The 18,084-nt window shown below is 73.9% G+C and carries 13 protein-coding genes; 7 read left to right on the top strand and 6 right to left on the bottom strand.

Annotated elements, in window-relative coordinates:
* Positions 1 to 52: 52 nt before the first annotated feature.
* The 4 genes from LCN96_RS29470 to LCN96_RS29455 form a co-directional block, all read right to left on the bottom strand.
* A complete protein-coding gene (locus tag LCN96_RS29470; RefSeq protein WP_225265671.1) occupies positions 53 to 1,795 on the bottom strand; it encodes an FG-GAP repeat domain-containing protein in 1,743 nt (580 codons plus the stop codon).
* Between the two features lie 29 nt (positions 1,796 to 1,824).
* Entirely contained in the window at positions 1,825 to 3,549 is a 1,725-nt protein-coding gene (locus LCN96_RS29465; protein ID WP_225265670.1) for a CHAP domain-containing protein, read from the bottom strand.
* Positions 3,550 to 3,705: 156 nt separating this feature from the next.
* Entirely contained in the window at positions 3,706 to 4,365 is a 660-nt protein-coding gene (locus LCN96_RS29460; RefSeq protein ID WP_225265669.1) for a M15 family metallopeptidase, read from the bottom strand.
* Between the two features lie 65 nt (positions 4,366 to 4,430).
* A complete protein-coding gene (locus LCN96_RS29455; protein ID WP_225265668.1) occupies positions 4,431 to 7,628 on the bottom strand; it encodes an AfsR/SARP family transcriptional regulator in 3,198 nt (1,065 codons plus the stop codon).
* Positions 7,629 to 8,030: 402 nt separating this feature from the next.
* Between LCN96_RS29455 and LCN96_RS29450 the strand changes: the two genes are divergently transcribed.
* From LCN96_RS29450 to LCN96_RS29430, 5 genes are all read left to right on the top strand, one after another.
* Positions 8,031 to 8,777, top strand: a complete 747-nt coding sequence (locus LCN96_RS29450; RefSeq protein ID WP_225265667.1) for a hypothetical protein — start codon at positions 8,031 to 8,033, stop codon at positions 8,775 to 8,777.
* Positions 8,771 to 11,440, top strand: coding sequence for an outer membrane protein assembly factor BamB family protein (locus LCN96_RS29445; protein ID WP_225265666.1), 2,670 nt, complete (start codon positions 8,771 to 8,773; stop codon positions 11,438 to 11,440). The genes LCN96_RS29450 and LCN96_RS29445 overlap by 7 nt, the downstream gene beginning before the upstream one ends.
* A gap of 131 nt (positions 11,441 to 11,571) precedes the next feature.
* Entirely contained in the window at positions 11,572 to 11,817 is a 246-nt protein-coding gene (locus LCN96_RS29440) for a hypothetical protein (RefSeq protein ID WP_225265665.1), read from the top strand.
* 256 nt (positions 11,818 to 12,073) lie between these two features.
* The gene (locus LCN96_RS29435) at positions 12,074 to 12,508 is read left to right on the top strand and encodes a hypothetical protein (RefSeq protein ID WP_225265664.1); all 435 of its coding nucleotides are present in this window, start codon (positions 12,074 to 12,076) and stop codon (positions 12,506 to 12,508) included.
* 97 nt (positions 12,509 to 12,605) lie between these two features.
* Positions 12,606 to 13,031, top strand: coding sequence for a hypothetical protein (locus LCN96_RS29430; protein ID WP_225265663.1), 426 nt, complete (start codon positions 12,606 to 12,608; stop codon positions 13,029 to 13,031).
* Positions 13,032 to 13,092: 61 nt separating this feature from the next.
* Here the strand turns inward: LCN96_RS29430 and LCN96_RS29425 are convergent, their stop codons facing one another.
* Both LCN96_RS29425 and LCN96_RS29420 read right to left on the bottom strand, forming a co-directional pair.
* A complete protein-coding gene (locus LCN96_RS29425; protein ID WP_225265662.1) occupies positions 13,093 to 14,691 on the bottom strand; it encodes an FAD-dependent oxidoreductase in 1,599 nt (532 codons plus the stop codon).
* Between the two features lie 773 nt (positions 14,692 to 15,464).
* Positions 15,465 to 16,247, bottom strand: a complete 783-nt coding sequence (locus LCN96_RS29420; RefSeq protein ID WP_225265661.1) for a TetR/AcrR family transcriptional regulator — start codon at positions 16,245 to 16,247, stop codon at positions 15,465 to 15,467.
* Between the two features lie 60 nt (positions 16,248 to 16,307).
* On the opposite strand from LCN96_RS29420, the gene LCN96_RS29415 reads away from it, so the two are divergent.
* Both LCN96_RS29415 and LCN96_RS29410 read left to right on the top strand, forming a co-directional pair.
* Positions 16,308 to 17,264 (top strand): ATP-binding cassette domain-containing protein, encoded by a 957-nt coding sequence (locus tag LCN96_RS29415; protein WP_225265660.1) that lies wholly within the window; start codon positions 16,308 to 16,310, stop codon positions 17,262 to 17,264.
* A complete protein-coding gene (locus tag LCN96_RS29410; RefSeq protein WP_225265659.1) occupies positions 17,261 to 18,079 on the top strand; it encodes an ABC transporter permease in 819 nt (272 codons plus the stop codon). Before LCN96_RS29415 ends, LCN96_RS29410 begins: the two co-directional genes overlap by 4 nt.
* The last annotated feature ends 5 nt before the right edge of the window (positions 18,080 to 18,084 follow it).

The following is an 18,084-nucleotide window of genomic DNA, read 5'->3' as shown; positions in this document are numbered from 1 at the left end:
CGCGGGCCGCCGCACGATCGATGATCGTGCGGCGGCCCGGGGGAGTGGCGGGTCAGATCGGTTTGGTACGGGACTGGTCCCAGTTGTTCGGGCCCGAGTCCCACAGGTTGACCGGGTTGTCGAAGCCGCCGCTCCTGGCGGTCCAGGTGAACAGGGCGGTGCGGCCACCGGGATAGTCGTAGAAGGCACCGACGTCGGTGCGGTCGTCGCCGTTGAAGTCACCGGTGACGGGCTTGGTGCGCGGCTGCTCCCAGTTGCCCGCGCCGCTGTCCCAGAGCAGGGCGGGGCTGTTGAAGCCGCCGCCCGTCTTGGCGGACCAGACCCACAGTGCCGTGCGGCTGCCCGGGTAGTCGTAGAAGCCGCCGACGTCGGTCAGGCCGTCGCCGTTGAAGTCGCCCGCGACCGGCTTGGTGCGCCACTGGTCCCAGTTGCCCGTGCCGCTGTCCCACAGCAGGGCCGGATTGTCGAAACCGCCGCTCCTGGCCGTCCAGATCCACAGGCCGGTGCGCCCGCCGGGGTAGTCGTAGAAGCCGCCGACGTCGGTCAGGCCGTCGCCGTTGAAGTCGCCGGCGACCGGCTTGGTGCGGGACTGGTCCCAGTTGCCCGTGCCGCTGTCCCAGAGCAGGGCGGGGCTGTTGAAGCCGCCGCCCGTCTTGGCGGACCAGACCCACAGTGCCGTGCGGCTGCCCGGGTAGTCGTAGAAGCCGCCGACGTCGGTCAGGCCGTCGCCGTTGAAGTCGCCGGCGACGGGCTTGGTGCGGGGCTGGTCCCAGTTGCCGGCGCCGCTGTCCCAGAGCAGGGCCGGGTTGTTGAAGCCGCCGCTCCTGGCGGTCCACACGAACAGGCCCGTGCGCCCGCCCGGGTAGTCGTAGAAGGCGCCGATGTCCGCCAGGCCGTCGCCGTTGAAGTCGCCGCCGACGGGCCTGGTGCGGGACTGGTCCCAGTTGCCCGTGCCGCTGTCCCAGAGCAGGGCGGGGGCGTGGAAGCCGCCGCCGCTCTTCGCCGTCCACACCCACAGCGCCGTGCGGCTGCCCGGGTAGTCGTAGAACGCGCCCACGTCCGCCAGGCCGTCGCCGTTGAAGTCGTCCCGTAACTCCGAGGCACCCGACGGTGGGTCGGCCGGCGGGGTCGTCCCCGTGGTCCACAGGGCGTCCACGAGCAGCTGGGCGTCGTGGACCTCCTTGGCGTAGGCGTCAGGGACGGCCGACACCTGCACCTTCTGGCAGATGGCGCCGATGTCCCCGCTCATCCACGAGTTGTTCGGATACTTGCGCAGCATGGCGTTGAGGAAGGCGTTGGTGGCGTACACCGGGTCGATCAGCTGGGCGGGCGTGCCCCAGCCCTGCGACGGGCGCTGCTGGAACAGGCCCAGGCTGTCGTGGTCCACGGCCACCGTGTAGTTGTGCAGGGTGCTCTCGGTGATGGCGGTGGTGACGGCGATCACCGCCGCCCGCTTGTCCAGCCCGCGGCCCTTCGTCGTGGCCGTGATGATCCGGGCGCAGGAGACGTTGTAGGCGTTCACGCTGCGGCCCAGTCGCGGGCCGTTCATCTGCGGCCGGACCTGGTCGGCGATCGCCGTGTCGCCGCTGGTCGGGCCGCCGGGCACGCACGCCGTGTGAGCCAGGGTGGCGGCGAGCTCCTTCGGCACCGGCCGGCCCGCCGGGCCGGGGACGGCGGTGGAGGAGGGGGCGGGAGTGGGCTCCACGGCCGCGGCCGGGACGGCGCCGGCGGCGAGCAGGCCCGCTGCCAGGGCGGCTGAGACGGTCAGGAGGCGGCTGAGGTCGGTGATTCTCATGATGGGCTCCAGGAGGGGGTGAGGTCTGATCAGACCGGCTTGGTGCGGGACTGGTCCCAGTTGTTCGGGCCGCTGTCCCAGACCATGGCGGGGCTGTTGACGCCGCCGCTCCTGGCGGTCCAGGTCCACAGGGCGGTACGGCCGCCGGGGTAGTCGTAGAAGGCGCCGAGGTCGGTCAGGCGGTCGCCGTTGAAGTCACCGGTGACGGGCTTGGTGCGCGGCTGCTCCCAGTTGCCCGCGCCGCTGTCCCAGACGAGGCCGGGGGTGTTGAAGCCGCCGCTCTTGGCCATCCACAGGAACAGGCCGGTGCGCCCGCCGGGGTAGTCGTAGAAGGCGCCGAGGTCGCCGAGGCCGTCGCCGTTGAAGTCGCCGGTGACGGGCTTGGTGCGGGGCTGGTCCCAGTTGCCGGCGCCGCTGTCCCAGAGCATGGCGGGGGTGTTGAAGCCGCCGGTCTTGGCGGACCAGATCCACAGTGCCGTGCGTCCGCCCGGGTAGTCGTAGAAGGCACCGAGGTCGCCGAGGCCGTCGCCGTTGAAGTCGCCCGCGACCGGCTTGGTGCGGGACTGGTCCCAGTTGCCCGTGCCGCTGTCCCACAGCAGGGCGGGGGTGTCGAAGCCGCCGCTCTTCGCCGTCCACACCCACAGTGCCGTGCGGCTGCCCGGGTAGTCGTAGAAGCCGCCGAGGTCGGTCAGGCCGTCGCCGTTGAAGTCACCGGCGACCGGTTTGGTGCGGGACTGGTCCCAGTTGCCGGCGCCGCTGTCCCACAGCATGGCCGGGGTGTTGAAGCCGCCGCTCTTGGCGGTCCACACGAACAGGCCCGTCCGGCTGCCCGGGTAGTCGTAGAACGCGGCCACGTCCCCGAGGCCGTCGCCGTTGAAGTCGCCCGCCACGGGTTTGGTCCGCCACTGGTCCCAGTTGTTCAGGCCGCTGTCCCAGACGAGGGCCGGGGTGTTGAAGCCGCCGCTCTTGGCGGTCCACACGAACAGGCCGGTGCGTCCGCCCGGGTAGTCGTAGAACGCGGCCACGTCCCCGAGGCCGTCGCCGTTGAAGTCGGCCCGCACGTCGCCGTCGCCGCTGCCGTCGAAGGGCGGGGCGGTGGGCGTCCCCGAGTCGGCGCCGACCGGCGCGGAGTATCCGACGATGTCGGCGTCCGTGCGTGAGTAGCTGTTCTCCTTGATGCGGTTGCCGCTGTTGCCCTCGATGGTGTGGACGGTGGTGCCGGTCGCCGACTTCACGATGCCGACGTGGTCGATCTCGCCGTTCTGCGTCCAGTCGAAGACGATCGCGTCGCCGGGCTGGGGCTGGTAGCCGCTCGAGCGCGCGTGCCAGGTGCCGTGCTTGGCGCCGTAGTCCCTGAAGGAGCTGGCCCAGCCGGTGAGGATGCCGCCGTCGCCCTCGGCGACGTCGGCGTCGCTCACCCCGGCGTTCTTCCAGACGTACTTGGCGAAGTCGGCGCACCAGTCGCTGTTGCGCCACTGCACCCCGTCCGTGGCGGGGCAGCCGCCCGCCGGCTTCCAGCTCCGGAAATAGCCGGTGTAGTAGTTGCAGCCGCTGCCCGTCGGCTGCTCCTGGTTGCGGCCGGCGTTGCCGAGCTGGCCCTGCGCGACGGCGACGATGTCGGCGCGGGCCACGGCGGCGGCGGGCGTGCCGGTCGCGGCGGCCAGCGCCGTGGTCAGGAGCACTGTGGCGGCGGCGCCCGCGCCGAGGCGGGCGAGGAGTCCGGAGCCGGCGGCCGGGGAGATCTTCTCGTTCATGGCGGGTTCTTTCTCCAGGGGTTTCTGTCGCTGGGAGAAAGGTTGCTCCGGTGCTCTCCAGATGCTCTTCAAGTGCTCTCCAGTACGCCCTAGAGAGGCGCGAGGGCATGTAAGGGCCCCGGCAGGCTCGCGCCGGCCGGGGCCCGGGTCAGACGGTCAGCGGGTGGGCCAGGTGACGAGGTCGTGCAGGGCCGCGGGGGCGCCCGTCAGCAAGGCCCAGTAGCGGTCGCCGTACGACCAGTGCCACCACTCGGTGGGATAGTTGACGAACCCGGCCGCGGTCAGCGCCTCGCCGAGGAGGCGCCGGTTGCCGCGGGCGTGGGCGGAGACGTCGGGGGAGTCGGTGTAGCAGGCGTCGTCGGTCTCCTCGGGGTCGGCGTTGACGGCCGTGCCCATGTCCAGCTCCTCCCCGTCCTCGGTGCACAGCGTGAGGTCGATCGCGGCGCCGCACACGTGCGGGCCGATGGGAGGCGGCGAGAGCGACCGGCTGGTCTGGACGTGCACCCGCTCCTGCGACCAGTCAGGGTGGGCGGCCCGCAGCCGGTCGGCGTGCGCGGCGAAATACTGCTCCTGCAGCGCCAGCGGGCGGAACGCCTCGACGACGAGCAGCCGCAGCCCGGCGGGCAGCAGGCTGTGGGCGTGACGCAGGCGCTCGACGTGCCCGCTGCGCACGTGCGCGTACGCGCCCTCGTCGTCGGCCATCCGCGCGTCCAGCCGTAGCTCGGCGACCTCGCGCAGGTCCACCAGGGGTTCGCCGCTGTCCTCGACGGGGACCGCGCTGACGCGGGCGTCCGCCATGAGGATGATCTCCGGCATCGGAGCCTCCTGACCGTGTGAGCGTGAATCGATGTGCGCTCATGGTCGGCAGAACCGCTCCAACTTCACTCCAAAAGCTCCCCAGGGCGGCCGCCCAGCTCGGCGTACTCCCTGGTGCCGAAACGGGCGAAGACGGCGAGCGCCTCCGCCCGCAGGCGGTCCGCCTCGGCGTGCGCGCCCGCCAGGTCGTGCGCGGCGGCCAGGTCACGCAGGGTGCGGGCGCGGAACAGCGGCAGCCCCAGCCTGTCCCAGAGCGCGACCGACGTGTCCAGGTGCTCCCTGGCCGCGCCGGCCCGGCCGGCCGCCAGGTGCTGCTCGCCGATGGTGCGCTCGATCAGCGCCACGCCGAACCGGTCGCCGTGCTGCTCGCACACCGCCATGGCGGCGCGCAGCTCGTCCAGGACGCCGGCGGTGTCGCCGCACCGGATCCTGGCCTTGGCCAGCGCCTGCACGCCGTAGGCCGCCATGAGCGGGTCGCCCGCCTCGCGGAGCCGGTCCAGGGCCTGCTCGCTCAGCTCCCTGGCGCGCCCCGCCTCGCCCAGCGCGCGGTGCACCAGCCCGAGCGAGCGCAGCACCAGCCCCTCGCCGCGCTTGCTGCCCAGCCGGCGGAAGACGGCCAGCGCGTCGTCGAGCGCGGTGCGGGCCTGCTCGAAGTCGCCCAGCTCCAGCAGGACGGCGCCGGCCAGGCGGCCGACGTGCGCGGTGCCCGAGTCGTAGCCGAGCGAACGGAAGATCCGGCTCGCCTCCAGCAGGTGCGTCAGCGCCTCGGGCAGCTCGCCCCGCTCCCGGCAGGCGGTGCCGATCCCGGCCCGCGCCACCGCCTGGCCGTAGGTGTCGCCGCAGGCCCGCAGCAGCGGCAGGGCCTGGGTGAAGAACTCCTGCCCTTCGGTGTAGCGGTCCTGCCGGTGGCGTAACTGGCCGAGGCCGAGCAGCACGATCGCCTCCGCGTGCGCGTCCCCGGCCCGCCGCGCGGCCTGCAGCGCCGCCTCGTGCGTACGCCGCCACTCCTCGAACCGGGCGTCCACCGCGAACGCCGAGGCGGACAGCGCGGCGGCCAGGTCGCAGACGACCTCGTGCAGCCCCATCGCCGCGGCCCGCTCCACGGCGGTGACGACCGCCGGCCCCTCCGTGGTGAACCAGGTGTAGAGGTCGGCGGGCGGCGTGACGCCGACGGGCCTGGCCGGGGGCTGGGCCAGCCGCAGGGCCAGTGTGCCGGGCGGCCGGGCCGCGGTGACGTTCCCGATCAGCCACAACCAGCCGCGCAGCACGCGGGTGACCGCCTCGGCGCGTTCGCCGGCGGGCTCCTCCGCCTCGGCCCGCTCGGCGGCGAACACCCGCAGCAGGTCGTGCAGCCGGTAGCGGCTCTGCGCCGCGGCGTCCACCGCGACGTGGTCGAGGAGCTGGGCGTCGACCAGCCGCTCGACCGCCTCCTCGCCGTCGGCGTCGGGCACGTCGAGGAGCGCGGCGACCATCCATGGCGTCACCTCGGGCGTGCCCAGCATGCCCAGCAGGCGGAAGGCCCGCTTGGCCACGGCGTCCAGGCCGTGGTAGCTGAGCGCGACGCTGGCCCGTACCTCCAGGTCGCCTGCGGCCAGCTCGTCGAGGCGGCGGTGCTCGTCGTCCAGCCGGTCGGCGAGCCGGGCGAGCGGCCAGTGCGGGCGGGCGGCCAGCCGAGCCCCGGCCGTGCGCAGCGCCAGCGGCAGCCGGCCGCACAGCGTCACGATGCGCTCGGCCGCCTGCGGCTCGCCGCCCACGCGGTCGGCGCCGGCGATGCGGGTCAGCAGGTCGAGCGCGGTGGGGGTGTCGAGGATGTTCAGGTCGGTGAGGTGCACGCCGTCGAGCCCGACGAGCCTGCGCCTGGCGGTGATCAGCACCGCGCACGACGGGCTGCCCGGCAGCAGCGGCCGGACCTGCGCCTCGTCGGCCGCGTCGTCCAGGACCACCAGCAGCCTGCGCCCGCTGAGCAGGCTGCGGTAGAGGTCGGTGCACTCGGCCACCGTCTCCGGCACGGTGGCGGGCGGCACGCCGAGCGCGCGCAGGAAGCGCGTGAGCACCTCCAGCGGCGAGGCGGGCGACTCGCCCACGCCGCGCAGGGCCGCGTAGAGCTGCCCGTCGGGGAAGGCGTGGGCGACCTCGTACGCCAGCTTCACCGCGAGCGCGGACTTGCCGACGCCACCCTTGCCGGAGATGACGCAGACGGGCATCGTGTCGCGGTCGCCGGTGAGCAGGTCCGCCAGCTCCGCGAGGTGTTTGTCCCTGCCGGTGAAGTCGGCGACGCCGCGTGGCAGTTGCGCGGGCACCGACCGGGGCGGTTGCGGGGAGACGACCTGCGGCTGCGCGGCGGGCGCCGCAGGATGCGCGACGGAGGCCGGGAGCTGTGCGACGGAGGCCGGGAGCTGTGCGGCGGAGGCCGGGAGCTGTGCGGCGGGCGCCGCAGGATGCGCGACAGGTGCCGTTGGATGCGCGACAGGTGCCGACGGATGTGCGGCGGGCGCCGGAGGATGTGCGGCGGGTGCCGGCCGCGACAGGGACGGGTCGGCGCGGAGCATGGCCTCGTACAGCGCGCGCAGCTCCGGGGCCGGGTCCACGCCCAGCTCATCGGCCAGTGCCTGCCGCCCCTCGTGGAAGACCGCCAGCGCGTCGGCCTGCCGGCCCAGCCGGTACAGGGCCCTCATCAGCTGGCCGCGCAGCCGCTCCCTGGTGGGCCGGGTGCGGACCAGCTCGGCGAGGTCGCCCACCCGCTCGCCCTCCCGGCCCAGGGACAGCTCGGCCTCGATCCACTCCTCCACGGCGGCGAGCCTGGCCTCCTCCAGCCGCTCCGCCTCGCCACGCAGGAGGTGGGCCACCCCGCCGAGGGCGGTGCCGCGCCACAGGTCCAGCGCCGCGCGGAAGTGACCGGCCGCCTGCTCCGGGCTGCCCTGCTCCGCCTGGCGCCTGCCGTCGGCCACCAGCCGGTGGAAGGACTCGGCGTCGAGCCGGGCGGGCTCGATCCGCGCCACGTAGCCCGGCGGGCGGGTCTCGATCACCGGGTCGCCGGCGGCGGTCAGGGCCCGGCGCAGGCCGTACACGTAGGTCTGGACGAGCGCGTGCGCGCTCCTCGGCGGCTCGTCCCCCCACAGCACGTCGACCAGGCGGCCGGTGGAGACCACCCGCCCGGCCTGCAGGAGCAGGACGGCCAGGAGCGCGCGGGGCTTCGGGCCGCCCAGCGGGACGGGCCGGCCGGCCGAGACCACCTCGACGGGGCCGAGCAGGCAGAACTCCACGGAACTCCCTCGACGCGCGCGGACGGCAGGGATCACCATTGTGCCCGCCGGGCCCGGCCCTCTCCAGCCGTCGGCCGCGCCGTGGGCGGCCGTGCCCGGTCCTTTGTGGAAAGAGTCGGTCAACTGCCCGGCGAAGCGGGCGCGGATGGGCTATGAATCAGTTTCCGTCAGCCGTTCGCAAGGGGACGTCGCATGGCCAAGGGGCGCAGGAACAGGCGTGCCGCATCCGCCGGACCCGCCGCACCGCCCGCATCCGCATCGGCCGGACCCGTCGCGCCCGCCGGATCGGCCGCGCCCGCCGGATCGGCCGCGCCCGCTGGATCGGCTGCGCCCGCTGGATCGGCCGAGGAGGCAGGAGGCTGGAAGGCCGCGCGGACGTGGCTGGCGGGCATCCTCAGCGCCGTGATCGTCGCCGCCGTCGGGGTCGTGTTCACCACCTGGTTCAACGCCCGCGGCGCCGACACCGTCGATCGCATCGGCGGCGAACCGCCGGTCGAGGTAGGTCACGTGGCCGTGGAGTACGCCGACCGCGACACCGCCCTGCGCCGCCCGGTGACCGACCCCGCGGACCGGGCGGCCCTGCTGGGCAGCGCGTCCGGCACGCGGCGCGAGACGATGCTGACCCGCCACGACTGGGCGCCGCTCGAGACCGCCGACGTCACCGTGGTGCTCGTCGGCAACCGCAGCAGCCTGCGCATCGTCGACATCCAGCCGCGCGTCCTGGCGCGCGAGCCCGTCTGGGACGGCGCGCTGCTGGTCCACACCCCCGCCGGCGAGGCCGAGACCATCGAGCTGGCCGCCGACCTCGACCGGCCCGCGCCCCGCTTCACCACGGCGAAGAACCCGGACGTGCCGTACTTCAGGAAGAAACAGATCGACCTGAAGCGGGACGAGCGGGTCACGCTCTCCATGACCGTCGTGGGCAGGGCCGCGTCCTACACGTTCGACCTGGCGGTCACCGTGCTCGCGGGGGACCGGACCGAGCAGGTGACGGTCCGGGGGCCGGGCGGGGTGCCGTTCCGGGTGACCGGCACCTCCGGGACGTACCGGTCCTACTACACCTTCTCCCCGCTCGGCGGCTGGCAGCCGATCTCCAGGAGCGAGGCGTGCTCGATCGAGGAGAAGCTGGCGAAGGCAGGGAAGTGCTGACCGCGCGCCGGCGCCGGTCGATGGCGATCCTGTGCGCGGTCGTCCTGGCGGCCTGCCCGGCGGCGGCCGTGACCGGGGTGCCGCGCGTCCCCGTCGAGTGGCGGGCGGTGTGGTCGGTGCCCGCGGAGACCGAGTCCGACCCCTTCCTGCAGGCGCAGGGGCAGGCCGTGTCCGGGCAGGGGGTCGCCGTGGCGACGCGGGAGGGCGGCGTGCGGATCCACGACCCGCGCACGGGCGCGCTCCGGCACGCCCTGCCCGCCGGTCCGGCCCCCGCCGGGGGTGTCTGGGCCGCGGCCGGCGTCCTCGTCGTCGCCAGGCAGGCGGCGGGCGAGCGGGTCCTGGAAGGGCATGACCTGGCCACGGGCGCGCCGCTGTGGCGGCGCACGATCACCCTCGCCGATCCGGAGGCCCGCACGGACGAGGTCGGCTCCTACCACGGGCCACGGATCATGGTGACCGCACGCGGCGTCGTGATGGCCGAGCGGGTGACCGACCCCGTCCGCCTCCAGGCCCTGGACCTGCGGACCGGCACGGTCACGGCGGAGGCGACCCGGCCGGGCGGCTGCGCGCTGACCGGCGCCGCGACCGCCCGCTCGGTGACGCTGCTCAGCCACTGCGCGGACGACGAGCTGCGGCTGTCCTCGCTCGACCCGCGCACCCTACGGCAGGAGTGGGCCCGACCGCTGCCGTCGACGAACTCCGTGAAGGGCGCGCACCCGCCGCTGCGGATCAGGACCAACGCCGACGGGTACGCGCACGCCACGGCGGGCGGCGACGACTTCTTCTGCGGCCCCGGCGGACGCCTGCTGTCCACCGGCCCGCAGGCCGTCCAGGTCACGGACCCGGGCCCGCGGAGCCCGCTGCTGTACGCGGGCCCCATTCCCGCGGCGGGCGGGCAGGTCGGCGCCGGGCTGGACGGCTCCTGGCCGCTGCCCGCCCACCTGATCTCCGTGGACCCCCGGACCGGGCGGCTCGGCGGGCTGCCGATCGACCTGCCCGCGGACCTGGTGTCCCTGGCCGGGGCGAGCGGGGGGCTGGCGTTCGTGCACAGCACCGTCCCGGGGGACGGGCGGCTCACCGCGTACCGGCTGGTGTACGGGCCGGCCCGGCCGAAGACCGCCTGGCCGGACGCCTGCGCCCTGCTGACCGGCCGTGACCTGGCGGCCTTCGCGGCGGGCTACCGCGCGGCGCGCGGCCCCGACGGCACGGCGACGTGCGACTGGATCCCGCCCGGCGACGACGGCGCGGTGATCACGCTGTCCGTGGACTGGGTGGCGCCGTCGGAGGCGCAGGCGCACCGGCTCTACACCGCCAAGACGGCGGCCGTCAGGCGGACCGGCGAGATCGACCCCACCACCGAGGCCCCGGGCTTCCTGACCTACACCGTGCACCGGCCGAACGGCCTCCACGGCGCGACGACCATCCTCGCGGGCCGCGTCATCGCCAGCCTGACCTCGTCCTCCAGGCAGGCGGTGCGGATCATCTCCCCGCTGCTGCGCGACAACCTGCTCGCCCGGTACCGGCCCGGCGTCCGCGCTCCCGCCCCCGCCCCCGCCTCCGAGCGCGGGTGGAGCTTCCCGGCCGACGCGGCCATCCGCACGGATCCGGTGGTGGCGGGCGGCGTCGTCTACGCCGCCGACAGCGGTGGCACGGTGTCCGCGCTGGACGCCGCCACCGGCGCGGTGCGCTGGCGCTCCCGGGCGGGCGGCGCCGACATGGACGGCCACGCGGTCTCGGACGGCATCGTGTACGTGGCCGGCGCCGGCCGGGTCGTGGCCCTGGACGCAGCCACCGGCCGCCGGAGGTGGAGCCGCAGGACCGCCGCCTCCGGCGGCCTCGTGGCCGCGAACGGCCGTCTCCACCTCTGGACCAGGCGGCCCGCCTGGTCCGCGACGGCCGCGCTCGTCACCTTCGACGCCGGCGGCGAGCGGCTCTGGTCCTTCCAGCCGCGCGGCCCGATGCTCAACACCGACCCCGTGGTGACCGGCGACGTCGTCCTCGCAGGCAGCGGCCACGGCGTGCTGTACGCGCTGGCCCCCGCCACCGGGGCCGAGCGGTGGCGCTTCCTGGCCGGCGGCAAGGGCGACCGCGTCCAGCTCGTACGGTCCGGCGCGACCGTCTACGCCGTGAGCACCGGCGGCGGCGTGCACGCCCTGGACGCCCGCTCCGGCGCGGCCCGCTGGAGCGCGCGCGTCCCCGGCGCCGTCGCCTTCCCCCCGGTGGTGGCCGGCGGCACCGTGTACGCCGGCGACGACCAGGGCACCACGTACGCGTTCGACGCCGCCACCGGTGAGCCCCTGTGGGACTTCCGGGCCGAGGGCTACCAGCCCCTCTACACCTGGACCGCCGCCGTGACGGGCGGGCTGGTGTTCACCGCCGGCCCCGACCGCACGCTCTACGCCCTCGACGCCGCCACCGGCGGCGTGCGCCGGCGCCTGCCCCTCGGCGAGGGCCACCGGTCGGGCCCCGTGGCGGCGCACGGGCTCGTGCACGTCACCGACCGCGAGGGCGTCCTGCACACCCTCGACGCCGTCACCGGCGCGGTGCGGTCGGCGTTCCGGACCGGTGGCACGGTCGAGACCCGCCCGGTCGTGGCGGGCGGCTTCGTCTACGCCGGCAGCTCCAACGGCAACCTGTACGCCCGCCCGACAGGCGACCACTAGGACGCCACGCTGCGCTTGGAGACGGTTCCACGTGACCTCCAAGCCGTGATCACCGAACACGTCCCCGGTGTGCCGTGTCTTCGCACTGGGGGTCTGGTGGCCAAGCAGCGGTTGTCGCGCGTCGTCAGCGCATGGGCGTCACTCGGGGTCTCTTCGCGGTCGTGCCGCCGCCGGCCGCCGCGCCCGCGCCACGGGACGCCGGGACCACGGCGTTGCTCTCCGCGGTGGAACGGTTCACGACCGCGAGCGGCGGCCTGGCCACACTCGGCCCGATGGGCGAGCAACTGCCGCTCGCCGGGCTGGTGCCCTGCGGCGAGGACGCATTTGGCCTGGACGACCTGTTCCAGGTGGCGATCACGACCGGCTCAAGGACCTGACGAGCCTGGACGACCTCCCGGACGAGTACGAGCTGCCCGGCCCCCCGCGCCGGCACAGGCGAGCACACAGGGCGGCACCAGGGCGGCTCGACCTGACCCTGGAGGTCGCCAGGACGGTGGCCGGCCGGCCGATCTCCGTCAGCAGCACCCGGCCGAAAATCTCGCTGACCACCTCCGGCGGCGTGGACGTCACGCTGAAGCTCGCCGCGAAGCTGCCCTTCGCCTACGACCCCGCCACGAGCTGGGGCACTTCATCATGGATCACACCTACGGCGCGATGCCGTCGGACGGCGGCGCCTGCGGGAAGCACTACATGACGACGCCGATGAGCAGCACGGTCTGCGCCTGGAAGGAGGGCTGGGCCGACTGGGTCGCCGTCCGGACCTTCGGCGAGACGCACTTGCCCATCGCCGCCGGGCGGCTGGTCGAGGTGCGCACCACGTGGAACGAGCAGGGTGTGCCCGCCGCGCTCACCGTGGTGCCGCGCAACGGGCAGGACCTCGACCTGGTCGTGATGGCGCCCGACGCCGCCGCGTGGGGCCTGCCCCGCTCCGCCGCCCGCAAGTCCGCGAGCGGCGGGCCGAACAGGAGGGAACGCGTCACCATCAGCGACCCGAAGGTGACCGGGTTGTACGCGGTCGTCGTGGTCAGCAAGGCCGGCGATGGGAATGTCCTGCTGACCCGGGTCTGACCCGCTGTGTGAACCATCACATTCAGCACTGACCGGGTGTGAGGATCGCGAGTCAGTGATATTCATGATCGCAGCACTGGCAAGCGAAAGGATCCACGTGCGGACAAGCAAGCTGGCGACCCTCCTGGCCGGCGCGGCCCTGGCCGCCACCACCACGCTGGTGGCGGGCGCCACCCCGGCCGCCGCGGCGGGCCCCTGCGGCAGCAGCTACTCCCGGATCGGCGTCTACAGCATCGGCATCGAGAAGTACGGCTACCGTACGGGCATCCTCGAGGTGTACTACAGCTCCAGCACCGGCAAGAACTGCGCCCTGGTCTACGGCGACGGCCCCTACGCCAACACCGTGAGCTGGAAGGGCGTCACGATCTCCCGAGGTGACGGCAGCGGCAAGGACACCGACGCCGACAACTACCAGTACTACGCGGGCCCGGTCTACGTCTCGGCGCCCGGCCAGTGCATCGACGTGGAGGGGATCTCGCCGTCCTGGACGAGCGTCAAGCTCAACAACGTGCACTGCGGCTGAACCTCTTCGTGACCGGACGGGGCGCCGGGCGGTCGCCCGCGCGCCCCGTTCCGGTCCCTGATCACCGGCCGGGCCGGACGGACAGGGCGTGCCGGAACACCCCGCGCGGGTCCCAGCGGGCCTTCACCCGCTGCAACCGCGGATAGTTGTCCCCGTAGTACAGCGTGGACCAGGGCACCCCGGAGGTGTTCCACGCCGGATCGGCCAGATCGATGTCGGGATAGTTGATGTAGGCGCCGCCGGTGGCCTCTCCCGGCACCGGTACGCCACCCGTGCCGGCGTACATCTCCCGGTAGAAGCGCCGCACCCAGGCGATGCCCGGCGCGCCCTCCCCTTCCGTCCAGGTACCCAGGAAGACCGCCTTGAGCACCGAGTCGCGATCGGCCACGGCCGTCGCGCCGGGGGCCACGGTGTTGACCTGCCCGCCGTACGACGCCAGCAGCAGCACCCCGCTCGACGAGGCCGGGGCGGCCACGCTGAGGTGGTCGTAGGCCACGTCGAGCTGCCGGTCGGTGAACCGCCGGCGCAGCTGGGCGGACTTGGCCTTGAACTTCCCTGACTCCAGGTCGCCGCCGAGCGCCTGCGTCCTGACCGCGTGGTACCACGGCAGCCGCTCCACCGCCGGGATGTACGCCCGCGCCGACACCCCCCGCGTCAGCGCCGCGAAGTATTCGCTGAGCAGCCGCTCGGCGCCGGGGACCGACGCGTCCATCATGGTCGGCAGGATCATCCCGCCGGGATCCGCCCCCTGGGTGCGGCTCTGCACGATCAGCGCGCTCCACAGCCCCGCGTACGGCGAGCCGGGGTCGCTGTTGCGCTCGTGCCACTCGCCGTGGTTGCGCAGCAGGGTGGTGAAGGACTCCCTGGTCAGGTCGCCCCACGACCAGGCCGGGTGGCAGACCAGCAGGGCCGGTGGCGGCTTGGGCAGCAGCGTGCGGGGATCCTCGCCCTCGGCCTTCGGGTCGCGCATCCAGTAGCGGGTCACGACGCCGAAGTTCCCGCCCCCGCCGCCCGTGTGCGCCCACCACAGGTCGTGGTGCGGGTCGGCCGGATCCCGCGTGGCGACCACCGCCCGGGCCCGTCCCGAGCGGTCCACCACCACGACCTCCACGGCGTGCAGGTAGTCGACCACCGAGCCCAACCGGCGCGAGTGCTGGCCGTAGCCGCCGCCGGCGATGTGGCCGCCGGCCGCCACCCCGCCGCACTGGCCGCCGGGGATCGTCACCCCCCAGCCCAGGTACAGCTTGCGGTACACCTGCATCAACGTCGCGCCCGCCTCGATCGCGAACGCGCCGCGCCGTTCGTCGAAGGAGACGTCAGACATCTCACACAGGTCGATCACGACCTGCGCGCCGTCGCCGACGAAGTTCTCGTAGCAGTGGCCACCGCTGCGCACGGTGACCCGCTTGCCCGCCCTGACCGCCTCCTCCACGGCCCGCGCCACCTGCCCGGTCGAGCCGACCACGTGGAAGTACTCCGGTCTGGGGCTGAAGCGCAGGTTGGTCCGGCGTACGGCGAGATCGTCATAACGCGGGTCGCCCGGGAGGATCCGGACCGGCCCCAGCTCCTGCGCCTTCGCAGGCGGGCCGAGGCCCAGCACCGCCGTTCCGCCGAGTGCCGCCGCGCCGCCCATGAATCCGCGGCGGGTCACCTTGCTCACGATCGACCACCTCTGTCTCGCAGCTGAAAATGCCGTGCGAGGGCAACGCTAGGAGTGTGATCACCGGGAGAGAATCGGCCTGGCACCCGTCCGGGATGGGAGGTAGGTGCCGGTCCGCAGGGGAGATGGGCACCTGGTGGCTCCGCTTCGCCTCAGCGCAGCGACTGCGCTCCGATGACCGACAGCACCTGCAGGCAGGCAGGCCGTCCCCGGCGCGAACGTCTCCCTGCGCGACCTCGACCTGTCCTCGCTCGACTCCGTCGCGGCCCTCGGCGCGGCCCTGCGCACGCAGGGCCGCCCGATCCACCTCCTCATCGACAACGCCGGCGTCATGACCCCGGCCGCGCCCGCGTGACCTCGCAGATCAGCATCGCCGCCCCCAGGGGCGCCATCTCGCCCACCCTGGCCTGGCACCCACCAGCCTCCTGGCCGCCACCGGCCCGGACGCCGAGCCGGGCACCCTCTACGGCCCCAGCGGCCCCGGCCACCTCGGCGGCCCGCCCGCCGCGCAGCGCCTGTACGCCCCGCTGCGCGACCTGGACGCCGCCGCGCGCATCTGGGAGGTCTCCGAGCGGCTGACCGGGACGGCCATCCCGGCGACGTGACACCCGCGCCCGCGCGTGCCGGCGACCGGCGGGGTCAGGCGGTGCCGTGCATCGACCGGTCCACGATGAGCAGGGCGAGGTCGCCGGCGACGCACACGTGGCGGGGGGTGGGCCTCGACGGGGAGCCCGAAGCTCTGCAGGTGCTGGGTGGCGGCCAGGCCCCACGCGCTACGACCCCGCCTGCTCCTCCCGCCCCTCCGGCTCGCCCTTCGACGCGACCGCCGCCGCGATGCAGTCGAGAACCCGCTGAAGCCCGATCCGGAACTGCTCGTCACGGCTCAGATGCGGCTGACGCGCCTCCATCACGATCTTGGTGAAGATCGGATACTCCCCGCTCTTCACCAGCCGATCGACGTACACGTAACTGCGCGCCATCCACTCCGCCTCGCTGAGCCCGCTACGGCGCAGCTCCTCGGCCGAGATGACCTCCTCGCGGGCGGTGCCCTCGACGTAGCCGTTCAGCATGGCCATCAGGCCGAGGTTCTCGTCGATGGACAGGACGGGGTCGAGCACGCCCATCAGCCGCTCGATCAGGAGCAACTGGTTGGGCCCGAAGCCGGGCAGTGACCGCTGCACGGAGGCGATCCACGGGTGCCTGAGCCACATGGCCCGCAGGCCGTCGGCGTAGCGGGTCAGGTCGGCGCGCCAGTCGCCCGAGGGCATGCCGGTGACGTCGATCTCGCCCATCAGCCGGTCGGCCATCAGCTCGATCAGGTTGTCGCGGCTCGGGACGTACCGGTAGAGGGACATGGCGCCCGCGCCGATCTCCGCGGCGATCCGCCGCATGGTGGCGGCCTCCAGGCCCTCGGCGTCGGCGATCCGGATCGCCGCCTCGGTGATCTGGGCGCGGCTGTAGACCGGCTTCGGGCCGCGGGCGGGGCGCTCGGGTCGCATCCAGATGTTGACGTACTCGGCGTCGGCCACTGTCTCCTCCTCTCCAGTTGCGTACATAGTACCCAGTAATCTAACGTGACCGCCAACCGCGTACAACGTACCCAGTTGGAGGGGATCATGACCGATCCGATCGTGGTCGCCGAAGGGCTGCACAAGTCCTTCGGCGACACCCACGCCCTGCGCGGGCTGGACCTGAGCGTGCCCGGAGGAACGGTGTGCGGCGTGCTGGGGCCCAACGGCGCCGGCAAGACGACCGCGGTGCGCATCCTGGCGACCCTGGCCGACCCCGACGCCGGGCACGCCCGCGTCGCGGGGTACGACGTCGTCCGCGAGGCCGGCGAGGTGCGGGCCAGGATCGGGCTCGCCGGCCAGTACGCCGCCGTGGACGAGAAGCTCACCGGGCGTGGCAACCTGCGCATGTTCGGGCGCCTCTACCACCTGTCCCGCCACCGCGCGCACCAGCGGGCCGACGAGCTGCTCGAACGCTTCGGCCTGGCCGACGCCGCCGACCGCCCGGTCGCCGGCTACTCCGGCGGCATGCGCCGCCGCCTCGACCTGATCAGCAGCCTCATCCTGCGTCCCGAGGTGCTCTTCCTGGACGAGCCCACCACCGGCCTGGACCCGCGCAGCCGCGGCGAGATCTGGGACAGCGTCCGCGAGCTGGTGGCCGACGGCACCACGGTGCTGCTCACCACGCAGTACCTGGACGAGGCCGACCAGCTGGCCGACGACATCGCCGTCGTCGACCACGGGCAGGTGGTCGCCACCGGCACGCCCGACGAGCTGAAGGCCACCATCGGCGACCGCCTCGACGTCACCCTCGAGGACCCGGGCACGATGCCCGAGGCGGTGACCGTCCTGAACACCCTGGCCGGCGCCGAGCCCGCCACGGCCGGCACCGACCGGCTCAGCGTCGCCCTGCCCGCCACCGGGCTCCGGCTCGCCGACATCGTGCGCGAGCTGGACCACGCCGGAGTCGCCGTCGCCGACGTGAGCCTGCGCCGCCCCACCCTGGACGAGGTGTTCCTCCGCCTCACCGCGCGCCCCTCCGACCGCAAGGAGACCGCACGATGACCGCCCTGACCTCGCCGGCGGCCCGCCTGCGCTGGACGCTGATCGACGGGCTGACCCTGATCGGCCGCGAGCTGAGCCGCCTGCGGCAGGAGCCTGGGCAGATCGTCGCCGCGCTGGTCTTCCCGGTCATCATGATCGTGCTGTTCGGCTACGTCTTCGGCAGCGCGATCCAGGTGCCGGACGGCGGCGACTACCGCGAGTACCTCATGCCCGGCCTGTTCTCGATGGTGGCCTTCTCCGCCTGGCTGGGCGTCATGACGCGGATGGCCGGCGACGCCTCCCGCGGTGTGATGGACCGGTTCCGCTCCATGCCGATGGCAAGGCTGGCGGTGCCGTTCGGGCAGACCGGCGCCGACCTGCTGACCGGCGTCCTGATGCTGGCCGTCATGGTGGGGGCGGGCCTGCTGGTGGGCTGGCAGCCGCACCGCGGCCTGCTCCCCGCGGCCGAGGCGTTCCTGCTGATGATCCTGCTGCGGTACGCGCTGGGCTGGGTGGGCGTCTACGTGGGCCTGCTGGTCAGGAACGACCAGGTCGCCAACGCGCTGGTGCCGCTGGGCCTGCCGTTCACGATGGTGTCGAACGCGTTCGTCCCGACCGACGGCATGCCGGCCTGGCTGCGCTTCGTGGCCGACTGGAACCCGGTGAGCGCGCTGACCGCCGCCTCACGGCAGCTCTTCGGCAACCCGGGCGCCCCGTCCGGAGAGGTGTCCTGGCCGCTCGCGCATCCGGTGGCCGCCGTCCTGCTCTGGTCGGCCGCGCTGCTGGTGATCTTCGTCCCGCTGTCGCTGCGCGCCCACATGCGCAGAGGCCGCTGACCCCC

Source organism: Nonomuraea gerenzanensis (assembly GCF_020215645.1).
In the GTDB taxonomy this organism is placed as follows: Bacteria; Actinomycetota; Actinomycetes; order Streptosporangiales; family Streptosporangiaceae; genus Nonomuraea; species Nonomuraea gerenzanensis.
Note: the sequence above shows the minus strand (reverse complement) of the source record. Positions and strands in the feature narration are given on the sequence as shown.

What these genes read in the sequence shown, in the direction of transcription:
- LCN96_RS29415 (WP_225265660.1), top strand. Translation starts at nt 16,308, where the DNA reads ATGACCGATCCGATCGTGGTCGCCGAAGGGCTGCACAAGTCCTTCGGC.
- LCN96_RS29440 (WP_225265665.1), top strand. Translation starts at nt 11,572, where the DNA reads ATGGGCGTCACTCGGGGTCTCTTCGCGGTCGTGCCGCCGCCGGCCGCC.
- LCN96_RS29460 (WP_225265669.1), bottom strand. Translation starts at nt 4,365, where the DNA reads ATGCCGGAGATCATCCTCATGGCGGACGCCCGCGTCAGCGCGGTCCCC.
- LCN96_RS29410 (WP_225265659.1), top strand. Translation starts at nt 17,261, where the DNA reads ATGACCGCCCTGACCTCGCCGGCGGCCCGCCTGCGCTGGACGCTGATC.
- LCN96_RS29420 (WP_225265661.1), bottom strand. Translation starts at nt 16,247, where the DNA reads ATGTACGCAACTGGAGAGGAGGAGACAGTGGCCGACGCCGAGTACGTC.
- LCN96_RS29435 (WP_225265664.1), top strand. Translation starts at nt 12,074, where the DNA reads ATGGATCACACCTACGGCGCGATGCCGTCGGACGGCGGCGCCTGCGGG.
- LCN96_RS29470 (WP_225265671.1), bottom strand. Translation starts at nt 1,795, where the DNA reads ATGAGAATCACCGACCTCAGCCGCCTCCTGACCGTCTCAGCCGCCCTG.
- LCN96_RS29465 (WP_225265670.1), bottom strand. Translation starts at nt 3,549, where the DNA reads ATGAACGAGAAGATCTCCCCGGCCGCCGGCTCCGGACTCCTCGCCCGC.